Annotated in this window: 25 protein-coding genes and 1 pseudogene; 22 read left to right on the plus strand and 4 right to left on the minus strand. The window is 67.3% G+C overall.

From position 1 onward, the window contains the following. The first annotated feature begins 26 nt into the window (after positions 1-26). From rplX to rplQ, 18 genes are all read left to right on the plus strand, one after another. Positions 27-362, plus strand: a complete 336-nt coding sequence (gene rplX, locus QEG98_RS17485; protein ID WP_011553346.1) for a 50S ribosomal protein L24 — start codon at positions 27-29, stop codon at positions 360-362. Positions 363-543: 181 nt separating this feature from the next. Further along, positions 544-1,197 carry a 50S ribosomal protein L5 gene (rplE, locus tag QEG98_RS17490; RefSeq protein WP_020478749.1) on the plus strand — a complete coding sequence of 218 codons (654 nt, stop codon included), beginning with the start codon at positions 544-546 and terminating at the stop codon, positions 1,195-1,197. Positions 1,198-1,224: 27 nt separating this feature from the next. Continuing rightward, positions 1,225-1,410 (plus strand): type Z 30S ribosomal protein S14, encoded by a 186-nt coding sequence (locus tag QEG98_RS17495; protein WP_011553348.1) that lies wholly within the window; start codon positions 1,225-1,227, stop codon positions 1,408-1,410. Between the two features lie 162 nt (positions 1,411-1,572). Continuing rightward, on the plus strand, positions 1,573-1,989 hold the full coding sequence (gene rpsH, locus QEG98_RS17500; protein WP_011553349.1) for a 30S ribosomal protein S8: 417 nt from the start codon (positions 1,573-1,575) through the stop codon (positions 1,987-1,989). A gap of 64 nt (positions 1,990-2,053) precedes the next feature. Beyond that, entirely contained in the window at positions 2,054-2,620 is a 567-nt protein-coding gene (gene rplF, locus QEG98_RS17505) for a 50S ribosomal protein L6 (RefSeq protein ID WP_316567451.1), read from the plus strand. Positions 2,621-2,728: 108 nt separating this feature from the next. Continuing rightward, positions 2,729-3,085: a 50S ribosomal protein L18 gene (gene rplR / locus QEG98_RS17510; RefSeq protein WP_026114014.1), complete on the plus strand. Its 357-nt coding sequence runs from the start codon at positions 2,729-2,731 to the stop codon at positions 3,083-3,085. 22 nt (positions 3,086-3,107) lie between these two features. Next, the gene (gene rpsE / locus QEG98_RS17515) at positions 3,108-3,629 is read left to right on the plus strand and encodes a 30S ribosomal protein S5 (RefSeq protein ID WP_011553352.1); all 522 of its coding nucleotides are present in this window, start codon (positions 3,108-3,110) and stop codon (positions 3,627-3,629) included. 3 nt (positions 3,630-3,632) lie between these two features. Then, positions 3,633-3,902, plus strand: a complete 270-nt coding sequence (gene rpmD, locus QEG98_RS17520; RefSeq protein ID WP_011553353.1) for a 50S ribosomal protein L30 — start codon at positions 3,633-3,635, stop codon at positions 3,900-3,902. A gap of 20 nt (positions 3,903-3,922) precedes the next feature. After that, positions 3,923-4,450: a 50S ribosomal protein L15 gene (gene rplO, locus QEG98_RS17525; protein WP_011553354.1), complete on the plus strand. Its 528-nt coding sequence runs from the start codon at positions 3,923-3,925 to the stop codon at positions 4,448-4,450. Between the two features lie 134 nt (positions 4,451-4,584). Continuing rightward, a complete protein-coding gene (gene secY / locus QEG98_RS17530; protein ID WP_090491527.1) occupies positions 4,585-5,931 on the plus strand; it encodes a preprotein translocase subunit SecY in 1,347 nt (448 codons plus the stop codon). 163 nt (positions 5,932-6,094) lie between these two features. Beyond that, complete coding sequence (locus QEG98_RS17535) at positions 6,095-6,742, plus strand: adenylate kinase (protein WP_011553356.1); 648 nt, start codon at positions 6,095-6,097, stop codon at positions 6,740-6,742. A gap of 357 nt (positions 6,743-7,099) precedes the next feature. Then, positions 7,100-7,318, plus strand: a complete 219-nt coding sequence (gene infA / locus QEG98_RS17540) for a translation initiation factor IF-1 (RefSeq protein WP_002614803.1) — start codon at positions 7,100-7,102, stop codon at positions 7,316-7,318. A 73-nt stretch (positions 7,319-7,391) separates the two neighbouring features. Continuing rightward, entirely contained in the window at positions 7,392-7,508 is a 117-nt protein-coding gene (gene rpmJ, locus QEG98_RS17545; RefSeq protein ID WP_043321360.1) for a 50S ribosomal protein L36, read from the plus strand. A gap of 54 nt (positions 7,509-7,562) precedes the next feature. Next, positions 7,563-7,946: a 30S ribosomal protein S13 gene (gene rpsM, locus QEG98_RS17550; protein ID WP_011553358.1), complete on the plus strand. Its 384-nt coding sequence runs from the start codon at positions 7,563-7,565 to the stop codon at positions 7,944-7,946. A 61-nt stretch (positions 7,947-8,007) separates the two neighbouring features. Continuing rightward, the gene (gene rpsK / locus QEG98_RS17555) at positions 8,008-8,442 is read left to right on the plus strand and encodes a 30S ribosomal protein S11 (protein ID WP_316567452.1); all 435 of its coding nucleotides are present in this window, start codon (positions 8,008-8,010) and stop codon (positions 8,440-8,442) included. A 69-nt stretch (positions 8,443-8,511) separates the two neighbouring features. Beyond that, the gene (gene rpsD, locus QEG98_RS17560) at positions 8,512-9,138 is read left to right on the plus strand and encodes a 30S ribosomal protein S4 (protein WP_090491283.1); all 627 of its coding nucleotides are present in this window, start codon (positions 8,512-8,514) and stop codon (positions 9,136-9,138) included. 143 nt (positions 9,139-9,281) lie between these two features. Then, complete coding sequence (locus QEG98_RS17565) at positions 9,282-10,304, plus strand: DNA-directed RNA polymerase subunit alpha (RefSeq protein WP_316567453.1); 1,023 nt, start codon at positions 9,282-9,284, stop codon at positions 10,302-10,304. Between the two features lie 183 nt (positions 10,305-10,487). Beyond that, on the plus strand, positions 10,488-10,907 hold the full coding sequence (rplQ, locus tag QEG98_RS17570) for a 50S ribosomal protein L17 (protein ID WP_011553362.1): 420 nt from the start codon (positions 10,488-10,490) through the stop codon (positions 10,905-10,907). Between the two features lie 103 nt (positions 10,908-11,010). On the opposite strand, the gene QEG98_RS17575 is transcribed toward rplQ, so the two are convergent. The 3 genes and pseudogenes from QEG98_RS17575 to QEG98_RS17585 all read right to left on the minus strand — a co-directional run bounded on the left by QEG98_RS17575 (position 11,011) and on the right by QEG98_RS17585 (position 13,915). Continuing rightward, positions 11,011-11,595 carry a hypothetical protein gene (locus QEG98_RS17575; protein WP_316567454.1) on the minus strand — a complete coding sequence of 195 codons (585 nt, stop codon included), beginning with the start codon at positions 11,593-11,595 and terminating at the stop codon, positions 11,011-11,013. Positions 11,596-11,727: 132 nt separating this feature from the next. Beyond that, positions 11,728-13,106 (minus strand): annotated as a pseudogene (locus tag QEG98_RS17580) (tetratricopeptide repeat protein). A 14-nt stretch (positions 13,107-13,120) separates the two neighbouring features. Next, complete coding sequence (locus QEG98_RS17585) at positions 13,121-13,915, minus strand: lysophospholipid acyltransferase family protein (RefSeq protein ID WP_316567455.1); 795 nt, start codon at positions 13,913-13,915, stop codon at positions 13,121-13,123. A gap of 235 nt (positions 13,916-14,150) precedes the next feature. On the opposite strand from QEG98_RS17585, the gene QEG98_RS17590 reads away from it, so the two are divergent. From QEG98_RS17590 to QEG98_RS17600, 3 genes are read left to right on the plus strand one after another with little or no spacing between them, the layout of a single operon-like run. Then, positions 14,151-14,765 carry a deoxynucleoside kinase gene (locus QEG98_RS17590; protein WP_011553366.1) on the plus strand — a complete coding sequence of 205 codons (615 nt, stop codon included), beginning with the start codon at positions 14,151-14,153 and terminating at the stop codon, positions 14,763-14,765. Further along, a complete protein-coding gene (locus tag QEG98_RS17595; RefSeq protein ID WP_186817663.1) occupies positions 14,762-15,937 on the plus strand; it encodes a DUF2314 domain-containing protein in 1,176 nt (391 codons plus the stop codon). The genes QEG98_RS17590 and QEG98_RS17595 overlap by 4 nt, the downstream gene beginning before the upstream one ends. Before the next feature lie 55 nt (positions 15,938-15,992). After that, positions 15,993-17,693 carry an FHA domain-containing protein gene (locus tag QEG98_RS17600; protein WP_316567456.1) on the plus strand — a complete coding sequence of 567 codons (1,701 nt, stop codon included), beginning with the start codon at positions 15,993-15,995 and terminating at the stop codon, positions 17,691-17,693. 15 nt (positions 17,694-17,708) lie between these two features. Here QEG98_RS17600 and QEG98_RS17605 read toward each other — a convergent pair whose 3' ends face one another. Continuing rightward, positions 17,709-18,620 carry a DMT family transporter gene (locus tag QEG98_RS17605; protein WP_316567457.1) on the minus strand — a complete coding sequence of 304 codons (912 nt, stop codon included), beginning with the start codon at positions 18,618-18,620 and terminating at the stop codon, positions 17,709-17,711. A gap of 74 nt (positions 18,621-18,694) precedes the next feature. Between QEG98_RS17605 and QEG98_RS17610 the strand changes: the two genes are divergently transcribed. Continuing rightward, on the plus strand, positions 18,695-19,606 hold the full coding sequence (locus QEG98_RS17610) for a pseudouridine-5'-phosphate glycosidase (RefSeq protein ID WP_316567458.1): 912 nt from the start codon (positions 18,695-18,697) through the stop codon (positions 19,604-19,606). Positions 19,607-19,611: the final 5 nt, after the last annotated feature.

The following is a 19,611-nucleotide window of genomic DNA, read 5'->3' on the forward strand; positions in this document are numbered from 1 at the left end:
CGGCGAGCAGCCAGAGAGAGGAAGCCATGCAGAAGCTGAAGGTTGGAGACACGATCCAGGTCATGGCCGGGGCCGAAGCCTCCGAGAAGAACCCGGCGACCAAGCGCGGCAAGGTACTGAAGATCGATCGCGAGGCTGAGCGCGTGACGGTCGAGGGCCTGCGCCTGGTCAAGCGTCACATGAAGAAGACGCCCCAGAGCCCGGAAGGCGGCATCGTCGAGAAGCCGGGCACGATCGCGCTGGCGAACGTGCAGGTGGTTTGCGCCAAGTGCGACAAGCCGACCCGAGTGGGCATCCGTACTGAAGGTGAAGAGGGCAAGAAGAAGCGGTTCTGCAAGAACTGCGACGCCCTGATTGACTAGGTGTCCGCGTTGGTGCATGTATGCGCGCCCTTTGCCCACCCTGGTGGTGGCGAAGGGCGGGCGTGCAGGCATGGAGGGCCCGTGGAGCAACAGGGGCCCTCGCGGTGTTTCCAGGTTCCATACGAAGGACTGATCGGGCGTGCTGGGTCCACGACGGCGCCCCGAAGCAGAGGACAGGACGATGGCTGACGAGAAGAAGGCCGAGCAGAAGGAAAAGAAGGCGAAGCGGGGCAAGAAGGAAGAGGCCAAGAAGGTTGGCTTCGCCGCCAATATCGAGGAAGGCCTGGAGTCCAAGCCGGCCCGTCTGAAGGTGCGTTTCTTCAAGGAAGGTGTTCCGTCCCTCCTGAAGGAGCTGAGCCTGAAGAACCCGATGCAGGTTCCCCGGCTGGAGAAGATCGTCGTCAACATGGGTCTGGGCGAGGCGCTCGCCAACAACAAGATCCTGGAGTCGGCGGTGGAGCAGCTCGCGGCGATCACCGGTCAGAAGCCGATCGTCACGCGCGCTCGCAAGTCCATCGCGAACTTCAAGCTGCGCCAGGGGCAGGCCATCGGTGCCGCCGTCACGCTGCGCGGCGACCGCATGTACGAGTTCATGGACCGCCTCATCACCGTGGCGCTGCCGCGCGTGCGTGACTTCAAGGGCGTGTCCCCCAAGGCGTTCGACGGGAAGGGCAACTACACGCTCGGCGTGCGCGAGCAGATCATCTTCCCTGAGATCAACTACGACCAGATCGAGAAGGTGAAGGGGCTCAACATCAGCTTCGTCACCACTGCTGCCAACGACGAGCAGGGGCTGGCGCTGATGCGTCACTTCGGCATGCCGTTCCGTCAGTAAGCCCTCGAGTCAAGGACCCGACGAAACATGGCCAAGCTCTCCAAGATCGCCCAGGCAAAGCGCAAGCCGAAGTTCTCGGTGCGCCAGTACAACCGCTGCCCGCTGTGTGGCCGGCCGCGCGCGTTCCTGCGCAAGTTCAAGATGTGCCGTATCTGCCTCCGCAACCGCGCCCTCCGCGGCGAGGTCACCGGCGTTACCAAGTCGTCCTGGTAGCCGGAAGGGCAGGGTGCCTGGCGGGCCTCATCGGCCGGCCAGGCACATTGAAGTAGGAAGTTCGTAGTGGCGGTCAGCGCGAACCCCCGGGATGGGCCCGGCAGGCGCGGTGGCTGCGAACGCGGGGCGCCCGGTACGGGGCCTCGCTTGGGAAGGTACTCCATGCCGGTCAATGATCCCGTCGGCGACATGCTGACCCGCCTGCGCAACGCTTCGCGCGCGCGTCACGACAAGGTCGTCATCCCCCACTCGAAGCTCAAGCTCGAGATCATCAAGGTCCTCAAGGATGAGGGCTACATCGGCGAGTTCGTGGTGCACGAGCAGACCGTGCAGAACAAGCGCACGGTGTTCCCGGAGATCTCCGTGCAGCTGAAGTACGGTCCGGACCGTGCGCCTGCCATCACCGGTATCCGTCGCGTGTCGAAGCCGGGCCTGCGTCGCTATGCCGCCGCGCGTGAGATTCCGCAGGTGCTGGGTGGCCTGGGTATCTCCATCCTGTCCACCTCCCGCGGCATCATGGTGGATTCCGAGGCCCGCAAGCAGAAGGTCGGCGGCGAGCTGCTCTGCACCGTCTACTAGCCAGCCGCCAGGGTGCGGCGCCCCGTGAGGGAGCGCGCCCCAGGCACACAGGACCGAGGCAACCATGAGTCGGATTGGAAAACTGGCGATTAAGCTCGGCGACAAGACGAAGGCCGTCATCGTCGGCGAGCAGGTGAACTTCGAGGGCCCCAAGGGCAAGCTGTCGGTGAAGCTGCCTGGCAAGGTCAAGGTCGAGATCAAGGACGGCCAGATGACCGTGCAGCGCGAGGATGACTCGCGCGAGGCGCGCAGCCTGCACGGCCTGACCCGGACCATCCTCGCGAACGCCGCGAAGGGTGTGAGCACGGGCTTCGAGAAGAAGCTGGACATTCGCGGCGTTGGTTTCCGCGCCGAGGTGAAGGGCAAGTCCATTCACTTCGCGCTGGGGTTCTCGCACCCGGTGGTGTTCAACCTGCCCGAGGGCGTGACCGCTGAAGTCGACAAGGCGCCGCGCAACGAGGACAGCTTGCCCACCGTGGGCCTGACGCTCCGTTCTTCGGACAAGGAAGCGCTGGGCGCGACGGCGGTGAACATCCGCTCGCTGCGTCCCCCCGAGCCCTACAAGGGCAAGGGCATCAAGTACGCCGAGGAGCGCATCCGCCGCAAGGAGGGCAAGACCGGTACGACCTAGTCGTCCTGTCTTTCCTAAGTGTTCCAAACTCCACCGGGTCCTCGGGACCTGGTGGCATCATCCGGAGGCGGAAGGCCGCATCGCCTCCGGACGGAAAAGGAAGCAGCCATGCCTACGAAGATTGAAGCCCGTCTCAAGAGGAAGAACCGCATCCGCAAGAAGCTGTCGGGTACGACAGAGCGGCCGCGGCTCACCGTGTACAAGAGCCTCAAGCACATCTACGCGCAGGTGGTGGACGACACCACGGGCAAGACGCTGGCGTTTGCCTCGTCGCTGTCCAAGGACCTGAAGGGTCAGGACGAGGGCGACAAGAAGGCGGATGCGAAGCGTGTTGGTGCTCTGATTGCGCAGAAGTGCAAGGCCGCCAACGTCGAAGCGGTGGTGTTCGACCGCAACGGCTTCCCTTATCACGGGCGCATCGCCGCCGTGGCCGACGCCGCGCGCGAGGCCGGGCTGAAGTTCTAAGAATTCGAAAGGAATCCCCCAAGTGGCAACTCCGATCAATCCGAACGATCTGGACCTCACCGACCGCGTGGTGAATATCAACCGCGTGGCCAAGGTCGTGAAGGGCGGCCGCCGTTTCTCGTTCGCCGCCCTGGTGGTGGTGGGGGACGGCGCCGGACACGTGGGCGTCGGCCTGGGTAAGGCCAACGAAGTCCCCGAGGCCATCCGCAAGGGTGGTGAGAACGCGAAGAAGAACCTGTTCCGCGTCCCGCTCGTGGGTCACACCATTCCGCACGAGGTGCTCGGGCACTTCGGCGCTGGCTGGGTGCTGCTGAAGCCGGCCACCCAGGGTACGGGCGTCATCGCCGGCGGCGCGGTTCGCGCGGTGCTGGAGGCGGCGGGCATCCGGAACATCCTGACCAAGAGCCAGGGGTCGCGGAACCCGCACAACGTGCTGAAGGCCACTGTCGCTGGCCTGAAGCTGCTGCGCAGCGCGGAGCAGGTTTCGCGTCTCCGTGGCAAGGACGTCGAGCCGGCGAAGCTCGCCGGGGAGCAGAGGGGCTAGCCCATGGCGCTCAAGGTGAAGCTGGTGAAGAGCTTTGCGGGTGCGTCCAGCGACATGCTGGACACCATCCGTGGGCTGGGCCTGAAGAAGTTCGGTGACGAGCGGCTCCTCAAGGACACGCCTGCGGTTCGCGGGATGGCGTTCAAGGTGAAGCACCTGGTCACCCTGGAAACCGTTTCCGGCGACGCGCCGGCGCCCAAGCGCCGCAAGCCCGCCAAGATTGCCCTGCGGGAGCGGGCGATCGCGTATCAGGCCAAGCAGAACAAGGCCTGAGTCACGAGAGGATCGAGACGATGAGCACTCTGAACAAACTGCAGCGTCCGGCGCGCTCGTGGCACCGCAAGAAGCGCGTAGGCCGCGGCCAGGGTAGTGGTCTTGGCAAGACGGCCGGCCGCGGTGGCAAGGGCCAGAAGGCCCGCACCGGCAACATGCGGTTCGAAGGCTTCGAGGGTGGCCAGAGCCCCCTGCAGCGGCGCCTGCCGAAGTTTGGCTTCACGCCGCCGAACCGGACGGTCTACGCGGTCGTCAACCTGTCGGACCTCGAACAGCACTTCGATGCCGGCGCCACGGCGGACGTGGAGACGTTGCGCAAGGTCGGCCTGGTCAAGGGCCGCTACCACGGCGTGAAGCTGCTGGCCCGCGGCGAGCTGACCAAGAAGGTCACCGTGGTCGTGCACAAGGCGTCTGAGGCGGCGAAGGCGGCCATTCAGAAGGCGGGCGGCGCGGTGGAAGAGATTCCGCTGGTGGCCCACAAGCCGGAGTCCGCGGCCAAGGCGCACGCTGGCAAGGGCGTCAAGGCTCCTCGGCAGCCCAAGGCCTGAGCGTGCCTGGCGCGCATCACTTGCTGGTGGTGCGCGCAGTTTCGCTTGTGTAGGCTTCTGCGCCCCTTTCCCACTCGTGGAACAGGGGCGTTTTGTCGTCCTGGCAGAACCCTCTCGAAGAGGATGGCTACCCCGTGGCTCTGAACGCCTTCGCCAACGTCTTCCGTATCGCTGAGCTGCGCAGTCGGCTCGCGTATACGCTCGCGCTGCTCGCCGTCTATCGCATCGGCATCTTCATCAACACGCCAGGCGTGGACCGTTCGGCGATGAACGCGTTCATGGACGCCCAGAAGCAATCGGGCGGCCTCGTCTCGCTGTTCAACCTCTTCTCCGGCGGCGCGCTGGAGCAGATGTCCATCTTCGGATTGGGCATCATGCCGTACGTCAGCGCCTCCATCATCATGCAGCTGCTCGCCGTGGTCGTACCCAGCCTGGAGCGGCTGCAGAAGGAAGGCGCCGGCGGTCGGCAGAAGATCAACCAGTACACCCGCTACGGCACGATCGCGCTCTCCGTCGTGCAGGGCATCGGCATCTCGCGGTGGCTGGCGTCGCTGGGCCGCTCCGACGGTGGCCAGAGCGGTTTCAACCAGGTGGTCGTCCCCGACGACAGCGCCTGGTTCACCTTCATGACGGTCGTCAGCCTCACGGCCGGCACGGCCTTCATCATGTGGCTGGGTGAGCGCATCACCGAGCGCGGCATCGGCAACGGCATCTCGCTCATCATCTTCGCCGGTATCGTGGCGGGCCTGCTCCCGGGCGCGAAGCAGCTGCTGGACCTGACTCGTCAGGACGTCATTTCGATGGCCGAGGTGCTCGCGCTGGTCGTCTTCATGCTCATCATCATCGCCGCGGTCGTCTACGTGGAGCGTGGCATGCGGCGCATCCCCATCCAGTACGCCAAGCGGATGGCGGGACGGCGGATGTTCGCCGGCCAGGCGACGTACTTCCCGATGAAGGTGAATACCTCGGGCGTGATTCCTCCCATCTTCGCGGGCGCGGTGCTGTCCTTCCCGGCCACGCTGGGAACCTGGTTCCCGTTCCTGCAGGGATTCCAGCGCGCCATCGAAGGCAACCTGTGGATCTACAACGGGCTGTTCGTCGTGATGGTCATCTTCTTCGCCTACTTCTATACGGCGCTGACGTTCCGGCCGGACGACGTGGCGGACAACATCAAGAAGCAGGGTGGCTACATCCCGGGCATCCGTCCGGGCCGACAGACGGCGGAGTTCATCGAGCGCGTGCTCAACCGGCTCACGTTCGGTGGTGCCATCTACCTGTCGGTCGTCTGCGTGATTCCGTCGGTCATCAGTGGATTGCTGGGGGTGCGGTTCACCTTCGGCGGCACGGCACTGCTGATCGTCGTGGGCGTGGCGTTGGATACGGTGCAGCAGATCGAGGGCCACCTCATCAGTCGTAACTACGAGGGCTTCGCCGGCCCTCGCGGCCCGCGCATCCGGGGCCGGGTGCGCGTGGCGGCCTGAGCCTCCGCGCGGGCGTTCCGGGCGCCTCTCCCCGTCGCGGGGAGGGGCGCCTCGTCGTTCCCAGGCTAGGTGTTGTTCAAGGATATTCGCTGGTGCACACGGAGCGCGCTCGGGGGTTTGAGTCCTACGACTTCCGTGCCTTCCTTCGGAGCTGAGAGGACACATGAACCTGATCCTGTTGGGGCCGCCGAACGCGGGGAAGGGGACGCAGGCGAAGCGCCTGTTCGCCGACTTCCAGATCCCCCAGATCTCCACCGGGGACATCCTCCGCAAAGCAGTCGCGGAGGGCACGGAGCTGGGCAGGGTGGCTGGCCCGCTCATGGCCGCCGGGCAGTACGTCCCGGACGACGTCGTGATTGGCATCGTCGAGGAGCGCCTCAAGGAGGCGGACGTGGCCAAGGGCTTCGTCCTGGACGGCTTTCCGCGCACGCCGGGCCAGGCGGACGCGCTGGACAAGATGCTGGGTCGCCTGGGCAAGCAGCTGAGCGCCGTCATCTCGCTCGAGGTGCCGCACGCGAAGCTGGTGGAGCGCGGCTCCGGCCGGCGGGTCTGCCCGGTGGATGGCAGCGTCTACCACGTCTACCAGAGCCCACCGAAGCGGGCGGGGTACTGTGACAAGTGCAATACCGGGCTTGTCCAGCGCCCGGATGATATGCCCGAGGTCATCGAGAAGCGCCTTCAGAAGTACGACTCGGAGACGGCGCCACTGAAGGCCTTCTATGAGAAGAAGGGCCTGCTCAAGAGCGTGGACGGCGTGGGCACGCCCGAGGGCATTTATGAGGAGATCAAGGCCGCTGCGGGCAAGGCCTGATCCATCTGGCGGGTGGGGTGCCGGCCTGGCTGGTACCTCCTCGCCGGTTCGTCGCTTCAGCGACGGAGCTTGTTTCCGCAGGACATAGGGAGCTCCGGCCTGGAGGGATCTGGACTCCCGTCAGGGACGGGCGCATGTTCACCCCGCCGGGGGAGCACCCGCTCCAGGTGTGGACCTTGACGTGGGTCTCACAGATTGAGTTGATTTTGCCATAACTGCGGGTGAAGTAGCCCGCTGTTATGTGGGGTTAGTAGGAAACCAAGTTTTGCAGTCGCGCGACGCTTGCCACTTGCGGACCAAAGTGCTATCCCGCCGCGCTTCCAAGAGGTTCGTGGTCCGGGGAAGAGAGTCTGACGCTTGCCGAAGGATGATTCCATCGAAGTCGAGGGGACCGTGATGGAGCCCCTCCCGAACGCGATGTTCCGCGTGGTGCTGGACAACGGCCACAAGGTGCTCGCGCACATCTCGGGCAAGATGAGGATGCACTTCATCCGCATCCTCCCGGGTGACAAGGTAAAGGTCGAACTGTCTCCGTACGACCTGACGCGCGGGCGGATCACGTACCGGGCGAAGTAGTAGGGTGCACCCGCCTGGGAATGGCGGGCCGCCCGTTGGGCTTTTCTTTAGCTGAGGAAGGAAGTTCGCTCCAATGAAGGTTCGGGCGTCCGTCAAGAAGATCTGCGACAAGTGCAAGGTTGTTCGCCGTAAGGGAATCGTGCGCATCATTTGCGCCTCCAACCCCCGGCACAAGCAGCGCCAGGGCTAACGGCCAAGCGGCCGTTGGCTTCAGACCAACTCCACCTAAGAAGGAAGACCGAAGATGGCTCGTATCGCCGGCATCGATCTGCCGCCCAACAAGCGCGCGGTGATCTCGCTCCAGTACATCTACGGGATCGGCAACAAGTCCGCGCAAGACATCATTGCCGCGGCGGGCATCGATCCCACGACCCGGACCAAGGACCTCACCGAGGAGCAGGCCCGTAAGATCCGCGAGATCATCGAGGCCAGCTACAAGGTGGAGGGCGACCTCCGGCGCGAGGTCACCATGAACATCAAGCGGCTGATGGACCTGGGTTGCTACCGGGGCCTTCGTCACCGCAAGGGCCTGCCGGTTCGTGGCCAGCGGACCCACACCAACGCGCGTACCCGCAAGGGTCCGAAGCGGGGCATCGTCCGGGCGAAGCCGGCAGCTCCGGCCCGGTAAACGCAGCGCCGGCCCGTAAGGTGCCGGCGTCGATCACCTCCTCTCAGGAGCAGCAATCCACATGGCTGACGAGATCAATACTTCGGCTGCGGCGCCCACCGAGGGCGAGGCCCCTGCCGCGAAGAAGTCGAAGCGCAAGGGCAAGAAGAGCATCCTCAACGGCGTGGTCCACATCCAGTCCACGTTCAACAACACCATCATCACGATCACGGACGTGTCCGGGAATGTGATCTCCTGGTCGTCCGCCGGGGCGCGTGGCTTCAAGGGAAGCCGCAAGTCCACCCCGTTCGCGGCGCAGGTGGCCGCTGGCGACGCCGCGGCGAAGGCGATGGAGCACGGCCTGAAGAACGTGTCCGTGTTCGTGAAGGGCCCGGGCGCGGGCCGCGAGTCGGCGCTGCGCGCGCTGGCCGCCGCCGGTCTGAAGATCAACCTCATCCGCGACGTGACGCCCATCCCGCACAACGGATGCCGTCAGCCCAAGCGTCGCCGCGTCTAACCCCTTCGTCAGGGCTGCCCTTGCACCTTGGTGTGGGGGCGGCTCCAGATCACCTCTAAGGACCTCTCAATGGCTCGTTACACTGCCAGCGCCTGCCGCATCTGCCGGCGCGAAAACCTGAAGATGTACCTCAAGGGCGACCGTTGCTACACGGACAAGTGCGCCATTGAGCGCCGCCCCTATCCCCCGGGTCAGCACGGCCAGGGCCGCGTGAAGTTCTCCGGCTACGGCGTGCAGTTGCGCGAGAAGCAGAAGGTCAAGCGCATGTACGGCCTGCTGGAGAACCAGTTCCGCGGCTACTACCACCGCGCGTCCGCCGCCAAGGGCAAGACGGGTGAGAACCTCCTGCAGCAGTTGGAGCTCCGTCTGGACAACGTGGTGTTCCGCATGGGCTTCGCGGACACGCGCAACGAGGCGCGCCAACTGGTGCGTCACGGTCACTTCCAGGTGAACGGCCGCAAGGTGAACATCCCCTCGTTCGCCGTGAAGCCGGGCACCGCGGTGGAGGTGGTGGAGAAGAGCCGCAAGGTGCTCCGCATCTCCGAGGCGCTGGAGACGGTGGACCGCCGTGGCGTTCCGCAGTGGATCTCCCTGGACAAGAAGGCGTTCAAGGGCACGGTCACCACGGTTCCGAACCGTGAGGACCTGACGATGCCCATCTCCGAGCAGCTCATCGTCGAGCTCTACTCGAAGTAAGCACGCTGGATGTCGCAGTGGACGCCCTGGCCGACGAGGCCGGGGCGTCTTGCTTTCAAGCAGTCGCAGTCCCCGCGTGCGCATCCTCCTGCCAGGCCGGTGGGTAAGTCGGTGGTGCGGCACGAACCGAGGAGCGGTACACCATGGCTGATACGTTCGTTGCGAAGAACTGGCGTGACCTGATCAAGCCCCGTCGCATGGAGGTGGATCAGGACAGCGCGACCCCCACCTACGGCAAGTTCGTCGCGGAGCCGCTCGAGCGCGGTTTCGGTACGACGCTGGGCAACTCGCTCCGGCGGGTGCTGCTGTCGTCGCTGCAGGGCGCCGCCATCACCACCGTCAAGATTGAAGGCGTGGACCACGAGTTCACGACCATCCCCGAGGTGTCCGAGGACGTCACGGACGTCGTGCTGAACCTGAAGGAAGTCCTCCTTCGGATGCACACGAACGAGACGAAGACGCTCCGCATCGAGGCAGAGGGCCCCAAGGAGGTCAAGGCCGGTGACATCATCACCGACCCGGACACCGAGATCCTCAACCCGGGCCACCACATCTGCACCATCTCCGAGGGTGGCAAGCTCCGCATGGAGCTGACCTGCCGCCGCGGCCGTGGTTACACGCCGGCCAACGTGAACAAGGTCGCCGGTTCGCCCATCGGCACCATCCCCATCGACTCGCTGTTCTCGCCCATCCGCAAGGTGAACTACCAGGTCACCAACGCGCGCGTCGGTCAGGTCACGGACTTCGACAAGCTGTCGCTCGAGGTCTGGACGGACGGCTCCGTGTCCCCGCAGGACGCGGTGGCGTACGCGGCGAAGATCATCAAGGAGCAGCTCACCGTCTTCGTGAACTTCGACGAGACGGAGGAGCCCGTCATCGCCGAGGCGCCGAAGGAAGAGGCGAAGCTGAACGAAAACCTGTTCCGCTCGGTGGATGAGCTCGAGCTGTCGGTCCGCTCGGCGAACTGCCTGCAGCAGGCGAACATCAAGTCCATTGGCGACCTCGTGCAGCGCACCGAGGCCGAGATGCTCAAGACGAAGAACTTCGGCCGCAAGTCTCTGAAGGAGATCAAGGAGATCCTCGCGGAGATGGGCTTGTCGCTGGGCATGAAGCTGGAGAACTGGCCGCCGAAGCAGGCGCCGGCTCCCGCGCAGCCGAAGGCGTAGTAGGGTTCACGCAGGGCCTCCCCACGTGGCCGCGGTACGGCGGTCAGCGGCGCGAGGGGAGGGGGCTGGGACGTCTTCCGGTCCGAATGACAGCGGCGGGCCTCGTGCCGGGTCCGCCCATCCCACCCGGTACCTGATACGGCCGGAGTGGTGGAGTCCTCACCAGGACTCCGGAGCACGACGATGCGCCATAAGGTCGGACAGAGGAAGCTTCACCGCAGCACGAGCCACCGGCTCGCGATGCTCAACAACATGGTGACCTCGCTGCTGGAGCACCAGGCCATCCGCACCACGCTTCCCAAGGCCAAGGAGGCCCGGAAGATCGCGGAGCGGATCATCACCCTGGGCAAGCGTGGCGGCCTCGCCAACGTTCGCCTGGCGGCCCGTACGGTCAAGGACCGCGACGTGCTGCAGAAGGTGTTCGGCGAGTACAAGGACCGGTACGCCAGCCGTCCCGGTGGCTACACCCGCATCGTTCGGCTCGGCTTCCGCCGGGGCGACGCCGCGGAGATGGCCCTCCTGGAGCTCGTGGATCGGCCGGAGAAGGCCGCTCCCGTCGACACCGAGGCGGCTGCGCCTGCGGAAGAGACGAAGGCGGAGTAGTCCAGTACGGACTGCATACTTGGCCCCTTCGTGAGAAGGGGCTGGGAGCAACGCGAGGGCGCGCTTCCGAGAGGAAGGGCGCCCTTCGTGTTTCCACGGCGGACTACCGCTGCGGCTTGTGAATGCGCTCCCAGGCGGCGTTGAGGTCCTCTGTGAGGTCCGCGCTGTCATCCCGGCTGCGCATCTGGATGGACTGGAAGCGGAGGTCCGCGGGCGCGGCGCCGCTGGAGCCCATCAGCTGCTTGGGAGTGATGGTGATGAACTCACCCGGGGCCACCGTCAGCACCGCCGCCTGGTACTGCCCGTTGACGGTGAGGGTGACGTCGTACCAGGGCTCCTTGCTCTCGTTCCAGATGGTGACCGAAGGCCTGTCCAATCTGTCACTGAGCACCAGGCGCGCGTCCATGTCCCCCTTGCGCACCGTGCTGCCCGGGCACGCAATGGCGAGGCTCGCCACCGTCATGACCAGCCAGCCGGCGATGATGGACGCCTTGTATTTGAAGAAGCGGTCGCTCCGTCGGAAATCCGCGACCAGCTCCTTGAGGATGGAGAGGCCATTGAGGAGGTGGTTCGACGCATCTCCCGCCAGGCGCTTCCCCAGCGGGCCGTCTGGCTTCTCCTTCAGGAGCGGCTCGGTGCGCGCGGCGGACATCACCCGCAGGTTGGACTGGCTGGGTGCGCGTGGCATGCCGGGGTTCGTCGGCGTGCGCGGCTGAGAGCCAGACGGAGACGCAGCCCGAGGAGGCTGCGTTCCAGGCTGGGGGGGCTTGCGACCGTCGCTCATCGGACAACGAGTGTAGAGGGCTAGGCCCGTGGATGGCTACTGTGCCTTGAGTTGCTGAAGCGCGCGTGACGCCACCGCGTTTTCAGGTTGGGTCTCCAGCACCTTCATCAGCCAACGCTCGGCCTCGCTGGCCGCGGTCTTCCGCGCCTCGGGGCGCGAGGCCTTCATCGCCTGCTCGGTGTAGAGCAGCCCCAGCCGCAGGCTGAACTCCATGTTCTCCGGGTCCTTTTCGACCACGCGGCGCAGCTCGCGCTCGGCGGCGGCGAAGTCACCCTCCAGTTGGTACACGAGCGCCAGCTTGCCTCGCATCGCCACGGCTTCCGGTGCCAGGGCGGTGGCCACGGTGAAGGACTCGCGGGCGGCCGTGAGGTCCCTGCGTTCCAGGTGGATGTCACCCAGGTGGAACCACGCGGTCTCCAGCAGCGGATGGAGCGCCACGGCCTTCTCGAAGGAGACACGGGCCGCGTCGGGGCGCTGGCGCGCCAGGTAGAGCTCGCCCAGATAGAAGTGGTTCTTGCCGTCGCGGGGGGCGCGTTCGATGGCCTGCTTGAACTCATCCACCGCGCGTCCCGCGTCATCCAGGCGTTGGTAGGCCAGGCCCAGCAGGGCGTGCACCACCGCGACGTCCGGGTAGTCGAGCAGGATCTCCTCGAAGGCGAGGATGGCGTGCTGGGGCGCATCCAGGTCCTTCAGGTAGCGCATGCCTTCTTCCAGCTTGGCCTCAGCGGCCTTGGGGAAGCCGGAGAACGGATCCGCGATTTGCTCCATCAATGCCCGCGCGGTGGAGACCTCGGCCGGCGTGGGCTGGCCCCGCACCACCGTGCCCAGGGCTTCCACGGCCCCGGGCGCGTCTCCCGTGCGGTGCAGCGCCTTGGCCAACGGCAGGCGCCAGGCGGTGCGGGCTGGCTCCAACGCCGTGGCGCGCCGCAGGGGCCCGAGCGCCTCCGTGTACTGTTCGGACTCCAACTGCGCGAGCCCCAGCCGGTAGTGGAACTCCGCGGTGTCCGGTGCCAGGGTCGCGGCGCGCTCGAAGGCGGCGACGCTGGGCGCCCCGCGTCGCGAGCGCGTGAGAAGAGGGCGAGGCCCAGCATGTACTGGTCGACCGCGCGCTCACCCGCCGCGATTCGCTTCTGGAGCTCCGCGATCCACGCGTCCGTCTGCCCCGCCTTCACGTAGGCCTCGGTGAGTGAGCGCGCCACGTCCAGGTTGTCCGGCGTCTGCCGGTGCAGGTCTGTCAGCAGCCCCAGGGCCTTCGTGGGCTGATGCTCGTCCAGGTAGGCCCGCGCCTGGGAGAGTGGATCGGTGGGGCGCGCCTTGGCGGAGTTGGAGGAGGTGGTGCTGCAACCAGTCAGGAGGCCCACGCCGAGTACTGCGGCGCGAATCCAGGGACGGGAACGGAGGTGGCGAATGGTCATCTCGGAGAGGCGTCTCAGATGGAGGAGAGGGCTCGGGCGCGCGCGTCGCTGACGCCCTCGGCACCCGCGGCGGCCACGGCGTCATCCACGTCGCCGCCCTTGCCCCCGAGGGACAGGCTGTCCGCGATGATGACGGCGCGGACGGCTCGGGCCAGCCCTTCGCGGTCGTTCTCGGCGAACGTGGTCGTGTCGATGGGCTTGCCAATCTTCACGCGGATGGGACCGGGGGTGATGTTCCAGGTGGACTTGGGCATCAGGTCACCGGAGCCCTCGATGGTGACGGGGCAGACGGGGACGCGGGCCTTCAGCGCCAGGGCGAAGGGGCCCTTCTTGAAGGGCAGGACGCGGCCGTCCGTCGAGCGGGTGCCTTCCGGATACAGGAAGATGCTGGTTCCGCCGCGAATCTTGGCCGCTGCCGCGTTGAGCGAGGTAATGGCCTTGGAGCGGTTGGACCGGTTGATGAAGACGTGGCCCGCGAGCGCCAGGTACCAGCCGATGAGGGGCACCCACTTGAGCTGCGTCTTGGCGACGTAGCGGAAAGGGACGGGGACGGCCAGGAAGTGCGCCGGGATGTCGATGGTGGACTGGTGGTTGGCCACGTAGATGGTGGGCCGATTCGGGTCCACGTTCTCCTGGCCGATGACTTCCAGCTTCGCGCCCCCTGCCCACAGCAGCACGGGCGACCAGAGCTCGCGCGCCACCCAGATGGAGCGCGATGGGTTGAGCGTGAGCAGCATCGCCAAGATGGCAATGGGGAAACAGAAGAGCGTCCAGACGCCCGCCACGAAAATGCAAAAGAGCTTGCGCATCCCTCAGCCCGCCTCCTGGGGGCCGATGTTCAGGGCCAGAAGGTGCCCGGGCCCGCGGGCTTGCCCGCCGAAGCTCCCTGGCCAGACGCTCAGGCGGCGACTCCCACGAGGGAGGACGGCGGCACCTGTCACGCGTTGAACGGGACGACGGGGGGGCATGCACTTCTTCTACCACGTCCTACCTACACGTTGTTTCTGGTGCGCGTCGCTCGGCGGGGTTACAAGCAGGGGTGGTGTGGCCAGGAAAAAGTTCATCGCCATCGCGGGCAACATCGGCGCCGGAAAGACGGAGCTGACGTCCTTCCTCTGCCGGAAGTACGGGTTGACGCCCTCCTTCGAACCCAACGACCAGAACCCCTATCTGGCGGACTTCTACAAGGACATGAAGACGTGGGCGTTCCGCTCACAGCTCTTCTTCTTGACGCACAAGTTCCGCCTGCACCGGGAGCTGGAGCGCACCTCCGGGACGGTGCTTCAGGACCGCACCCTTTATGAGGACGCGGAGATTTTCGCCAAGAACCTCCACCGGCAGCGGCTCATCGACAAGCGGGACTGGAAGACATACTGCGAGCTGTACGAGACGATTTCGGAGTCGTTGCGGCCCCCCGACCTGATGATCTACCTCCGCTGCCCAGTGCAGACGATTCGTGAACGCATCCGCATCCGTGGCCGGGCCATGGAGCGGGACATCCCCACCCGCTACCTGCAGCGCCTCAATGCCCTCTATGAGGAGTGGTTCGAGGGCTACCGCCTGTCGCCGGTGCTCGTGCTTCCCACGGACAAGCTCGACTATTTGACCAACCTGGTGGACCGCGTGGACCTCTTTCGGCAGATCGAGAAGCACCTGTGATGGAGGTCTACCTGCTGGCGACGGAGCAGGAGGGCCCGGCTCCCCTCGATGCACTGCGCGCGTCCTTCGCGAACGATGAGGTGGAGTTCACCCCGGACGCGGACGGCGAGGGGTTCACCCTGCGGGCGGACGGCTCCGAGGTGCTGGTGCGCCTGACGCGGGGCTCCGAGGGACTGCCGCGCTTCCGCAAGGAGGTGTTCAGCGGCAGCCCGGAGGCCTTCGAGCGGCTGGGGCGCGCCAAGGCCTACTACCATCTGTCCGTGGAGCCGGGCGGCGCGCAGCCCACGCTGCCTGTCTTCGAGGCCCTGTGGGCCGTGCGCACGCTGCTGGAGCACGTGCAGGGCGTGCTGGTGGACCTCACCGCCTTCAAGCTCCACGAGCCCGACGACGTGGCGGAAATCACGGAGCTGGACTTCGACATCCGCGACCACGTCCACCTCCATGCCGTGGAGGCGACGGAGGGGGACACGCCCCTGTGGGTGCACTCGCACGGGATGGAGAAGTTCGGGGCCCGGGACCTGGAAATCTTCCATCTGGCCGAGAAGGACCTGCTGGCCGCGGAGAGCTTCCTTCACGAGCTGTGCACCGACCTGGCTTTTGGGCAGGGGCCGGCGCTGCGCACCCAGGTGGGCACCAGCGAGGGGCAGGTCTTCACGCTCGTGCCCTCGGAAGAGGCCCGCGCCAACCTGCTGGGCGTCCCCCTGGACACCTTCGAGGGCCATGAGGGGCTCTTCCTCACCGTGGTGTCCCCGCTGGGCCGGCACAACACGTCCCAGCTCCTGGCGCCCTACCGTGAGCGCTTCGAGAAGGAGCCGGAGGAGCAGACCCAGGCCATGCGGCGGGAGGCCCAGCTGGTGCTCCCGTCCTTCCTGGCGCGCTTCCAGCGAAAGGGCCTGATGGAGCCGCTCACCTTCCTGGTGCGTGCTCCTTTCGACACCCACCCCGAAGGGAACACCGTCACGGAGAACCTGTGGCTGGAGGTCATGGGGCGGGACGAGGGCTCCGTGGTGGGCAAGCTCGTTGATGGCGCGGTGCATACAACCGAGTGGCGCAAGGGTGCCCACGTGGAGGTCGCGGAGACCCAGGTCAACGCGCTGGCCATCAGCCGGGAAGGCCGGGCGTTGGATGAGCGGGAACTCCGTGAACTCCTGAACGCCGAACGGCCGATGTAGCAAGCGGCGCCGGGGGCCTTGCCCAGCCATCGCGGGGCGCTAGGCTCCGCGCCCCATGCCCGCCCTCCTGCTGCTCACCGGTCCTTCCGCGGGGCGTCGTCACGACGTACTCGCGGAGGCGACGATTGGCCGCAGTCCATCGTGTGAAATCCCGCTGGATGACCATCAGGTCTCCCGCAAGCACGCGCTGATTTCCGTTCTCGACGGGCAGGCGCGCATCCGCGACTTGCGCTCGCGCAACGGGACGTTCGTCAACGGCGAGCGCCTCGTGGATGAGGTGGTGCTCAAGCCCGGTGACCAGGTTCGCGTGGGCGTGACGACGGCCCTCTTCGAGCCGCCCCCGGTGACCCTGGTGGCCGACGGGCCGGAGAAGATGGGGCAGGTGCCCATCGAGGAAGTGCTGCCTCACGTGGGCGCGGCGGCGGCGATGTACTCGGCGGGCATTGCCCTGCTGGGAGCGACGAGTGGCGCCCTGGTGCTGCGGCGCCTGGCGGATGAGGTCGCGCACGCACTCAACGCCGACCGTGCGGCCGCGCTGCTGGGCAGCAGTGATGGCTTGCTCACCGCGGCGGTGGCGGGCGCGGAGGCGCTGACGATGCCGCGCGCGCTGGCGCAGGCCGCGCTGGAGCGCAAGGAGCTGGTCCAGACAGATGACGTCCTCTGCGCGCCCCTGGTCGCCTCAGGCGGCATGCCCTTCGGCGTGCTGTACGTGACGCGGGCGGAGCCGAAGTTCAGTGAGGGCGAGGGCCAGTTGCTCGCGGCGCTGGGACGGTTGGGCGGCGAGGCCTACACCACCGTGCGCTCCCGCGTGGATGCGGAGCCGCCCGTGGCCGCGCTCTCCGGGACGTCCCGGCCGCTGCGGGCCTTGCTGGAGCTGGCGCGCCGGGTGGCCGCCAGCGCCGCGCCGGTGGTGATTCATGGCGAGCCGGGCGTGGGCAAGGCGCTGCTGGCGCGCTTCGTCCATGCGCGGTCGCCCCGGGCCCTGGGGCCTTTCATCGTGGTGGACTGCCGGGAGCCGGCCGATGCCGTGGAGGAGGCGCTGTTCGGCAGGGCGAGCGCACCCGGGCAGCCGCCTGTCGTATCCGCGCTGCTGCGCGCGGATGGGGGCTCGCTGGTGTTGCTCCACGTGGAGTCGCTCGCGCGGCCTGCTTCGGAGCGGCTGGCGAGGGCCCTGGCGCGCCGTTCAGCGCCCGCGCGGCAAGGCGGCGAGGAGCCCGTGGACGTGCGGGTGCTGGCCACCGCGCCCGCGTCGGTGTCGTTGCTGGCGGCGCGCGGCGACGTGGAGGCCTCGTTGGCTCGGGCGCTGTCGGGCTTCGAACTGGACGCCCCGCCCATCCGCGAGCGGCGCGCGGACGTGCTGCCGCTGCTGGAGCAGTTCGCGGCGCGCGCGGCCCGCCGGATTCGGAAGGAGCCACCGACGCTCAGTCCCGAGGCCCGGCGGCTGCTGGCGGAGTACGGGTGGCCGCAGAACCTGCGGGAGCTGGAGCTGGTGGGGGAGCGCCTGGGCCTGCTGTACGCGGCGAGCCGAGTGGGCGCGCTGCAACTGCCCCCGGAGTTCCAGGAGGGCAGCGACGAGGGCGCGAAGACGTTGCAGGGACGCGTGGCCCGGCTGGAGCGGGATGCCATCGCCGAGGCCCTGCGCGAGGCGTCGGGAAAGAAGGTCCGCGCCGCTGCGCTGCTCGGCATCAGCCGGCCCACGCTGGACAAGAAGATTGAGGAGTACGGGCTCGCGGTGGAGCGGGGGCGCCGGGAGTGAGTCAGGCCCCGGCGCCTACGACTTCCGCCGGCTGAGCAGCACGCCAGAGAGGACGAGCCCCGCGCCGAGCACCTGCATCCAGGTGGGCCGCTCTCCACGCACGGCCCACGCCGTGAGGGCGGCCACCACGGGGATGCCCGTGTTGTAGAGCCCCGCGCGGCTGCTGCCCACCTTCTGCACGGTGCGGCCCCAGATGAAGTACGCGAGCACCAGCGGCACCAGCGCCGAGTACACGACGCCCGCCCAGGCGCCGGCGCGGATGTTCTCGGTCTCCAGTCGCAGCAGCTCGGGCACTCCCGCGAGCACCACGCCCGGTGCGCCCGTGAGCATGCTGATGGCGGTGATGCGCAGCGCGGACACCTCCGGACCCACGGTGCGGATGCCCACCGTGTAGATGGCCCAGCAGAGGCTCGCGCCGACGATGAGCCCGTCGCCAAGCAAGGACGCGCCATGTTCGGACGCGCCGCGTCCCCCCAGCACCAGCAGCATCCCCACCACGCCCAGCGCCAGTGCCGCGATGAGCGGGCGGGTGAGCCGATCCACGCCGAGCAGGGCACCAAGCGTGGCCACCAGCACCGGCGTCACCGCTGTCAGCATCCCGCTGTTCGCCACCGAGGTGTTCGCCAGGCCGAGGATGAAGCACACCTGGTACACGGTGTTGCCCACCAGCCCGAGCCCCAGCAGCTTGAGGAACACCGGGCGGGGAAGCGGCTTCCAGCCTTCGACGCCGAGGAGCAGCGCGCCCATGGCCAACGCCGCGATGGTGAAGCGCAGCGACATGAAGGCCAGGGGAGGGAGCGTCTCCATCGCCTCCTTCACCACCGTGTAATTGGTGCCCCAGGCAATCACGACGCCGACGATGGCCAGATCGGACGCGGAGATGCCGCGTGAGGAGGCGGGCACAACGGCGGTGGTGGACGTGGACACGGCGGCAGGGGAATAGGCCCGAGGGGCCGCGCGCGCAAGCCGACGTTTGAAGCCGGGCATGCTAAACGCTGGGCATGGACCTACGCTTTTCGGAAGAGGTGCGCCGCGCGCTCAAGGCCGGCCAACCGCTGGTGGCCCTGGAGACGAGCGTCGTGGCCCAGGGCCTTCCGTATCCGGACAACCTGGCCGCGGCCCGAGCGTGCGAGGAGGCCATCCGCCGCGCTGGCGCCGTTCCCGCCGCCACCGCCATCATCGACGGGCAGTTGTGCGTCGGGCTGGAGGAGCCGGAGATGCGCCGGCTGGCGGAGGGCAAGGAGCGCCTGCTCAAGGTGGCGTCCCGGGACCTGGCCGTCGCCATGGCCACACGCGCCACGGGTGGCACCACCGTGAGCGCCACGTGTGAGATGGCCGCCGCCGCGGGCATTCGTGTCTTCTCCACCGGTGGCATTGGGGGTGTGCACCGCGGCGCGTCGGAGCACTTCGACATCTCCCAGGACATCGCCGCGCTGGCGCGCTTCCCTGTTGCCGTGGTGTGCGCGGGCGCCAAGTCCGTGTTGGACCTGCCCAAGACGATGGAGCTGCTCGAGACGGCCGGCGTGCCCGTCATCGGCGTGGGGACGGATGAGCTGCCGTCGTTCTACAGCCGGGGTTCTGGCATCCCCCTGGAGCACCGCGCGGATGACGTGGACACGGCTGCCCGCATCGCCCGCGCCCGCTTCGAGTCGCTGAAGCAGGGTGGGGTTCTCTACACCGTGCCTCCGCCCGAGGAGACGTCCCTGCCTCGCAACGAGGTGGAGTTGCACATCGCCGCGACGCTCGCCGACGCGGACCGGCAGGGCATCCGCGGCAAGGCCGTGACGCCCTTCCTCCTGTCGGAAATGGCGAAGCGCACCGGGGGCAAGACGCTCAAGGCCAACCTGGCGCTGCTCATCAACAACGCGCGCTTCGCCGGTCAGCTCGCCGTGGCGTACGCACGCGCGAGCTGAGTCCC

The organism is Myxococcus sp. MxC21-1 (assembly GCF_032612255.1).
GTDB lineage: Bacteria > Myxococcota > Myxococcia > Myxococcales > Myxococcaceae > Myxococcus > Myxococcus virescens.

Coding starts and splice junctions, on each gene's coding strand:
- rplX (WP_011553346.1), top strand. CDS start 27: ATGCAGAAGCTGAAGGTTGGAGACACGATCCAGGTCATGGCCGGGGCC.
- rplE (WP_020478749.1), top strand. CDS start 544: ATGGCTGACGAGAAGAAGGCCGAGCAGAAGGAAAAGAAGGCGAAGCGG.
- QEG98_RS17495 (WP_011553348.1), top strand. CDS start 1,225: ATGGCCAAGCTCTCCAAGATCGCCCAGGCAAAGCGCAAGCCGAAGTTC.
- rpsH (WP_011553349.1), top strand. CDS start 1,573: ATGCCGGTCAATGATCCCGTCGGCGACATGCTGACCCGCCTGCGCAAC.
- rplF (WP_316567451.1), top strand. CDS start 2,054: ATGAGTCGGATTGGAAAACTGGCGATTAAGCTCGGCGACAAGACGAAG.
- rplR (WP_026114014.1), top strand. CDS start 2,729: ATGCCTACGAAGATTGAAGCCCGTCTCAAGAGGAAGAACCGCATCCGC.
- rpmD (WP_011553353.1), top strand. CDS start 3,633: ATGGCGCTCAAGGTGAAGCTGGTGAAGAGCTTTGCGGGTGCGTCCAGC.
- rplO (WP_011553354.1), top strand. CDS start 3,923: ATGAGCACTCTGAACAAACTGCAGCGTCCGGCGCGCTCGTGGCACCGC.
- QEG98_RS17535 (WP_011553356.1), top strand. CDS start 6,095: ATGAACCTGATCCTGTTGGGGCCGCCGAACGCGGGGAAGGGGACGCAG.
- rpmJ (WP_043321360.1), top strand. CDS start 7,392: ATGAAGGTTCGGGCGTCCGTCAAGAAGATCTGCGACAAGTGCAAGGTT.
- rpsM (WP_011553358.1), top strand. CDS start 7,563: ATGGCTCGTATCGCCGGCATCGATCTGCCGCCCAACAAGCGCGCGGTG.
- rpsK (WP_316567452.1), top strand. CDS start 8,008: ATGGCTGACGAGATCAATACTTCGGCTGCGGCGCCCACCGAGGGCGAG.
- rpsD (WP_090491283.1), top strand. CDS start 8,512: ATGGCTCGTTACACTGCCAGCGCCTGCCGCATCTGCCGGCGCGAAAAC.
- QEG98_RS17565 (WP_316567453.1), top strand. CDS start 9,282: ATGGCTGATACGTTCGTTGCGAAGAACTGGCGTGACCTGATCAAGCCC.
- rplQ (WP_011553362.1), top strand. CDS start 10,488: ATGCGCCATAAGGTCGGACAGAGGAAGCTTCACCGCAGCACGAGCCAC.
- QEG98_RS17575 (WP_316567454.1), bottom strand. CDS start 11,595: ATGCCACGCGCACCCAGCCAGTCCAACCTGCGGGTGATGTCCGCCGCG.
- QEG98_RS17585 (WP_316567455.1), bottom strand. CDS start 13,915: ATGCGCAAGCTCTTTTGCATTTTCGTGGCGGGCGTCTGGACGCTCTTC.
- QEG98_RS17600 (WP_316567456.1), top strand. CDS start 15,993: ATGCCCGCCCTCCTGCTGCTCACCGGTCCTTCCGCGGGGCGTCGTCAC.
- QEG98_RS17610 (WP_316567458.1), top strand. CDS start 18,695: ATGGACCTACGCTTTTCGGAAGAGGTGCGCCGCGCGCTCAAGGCCGGC.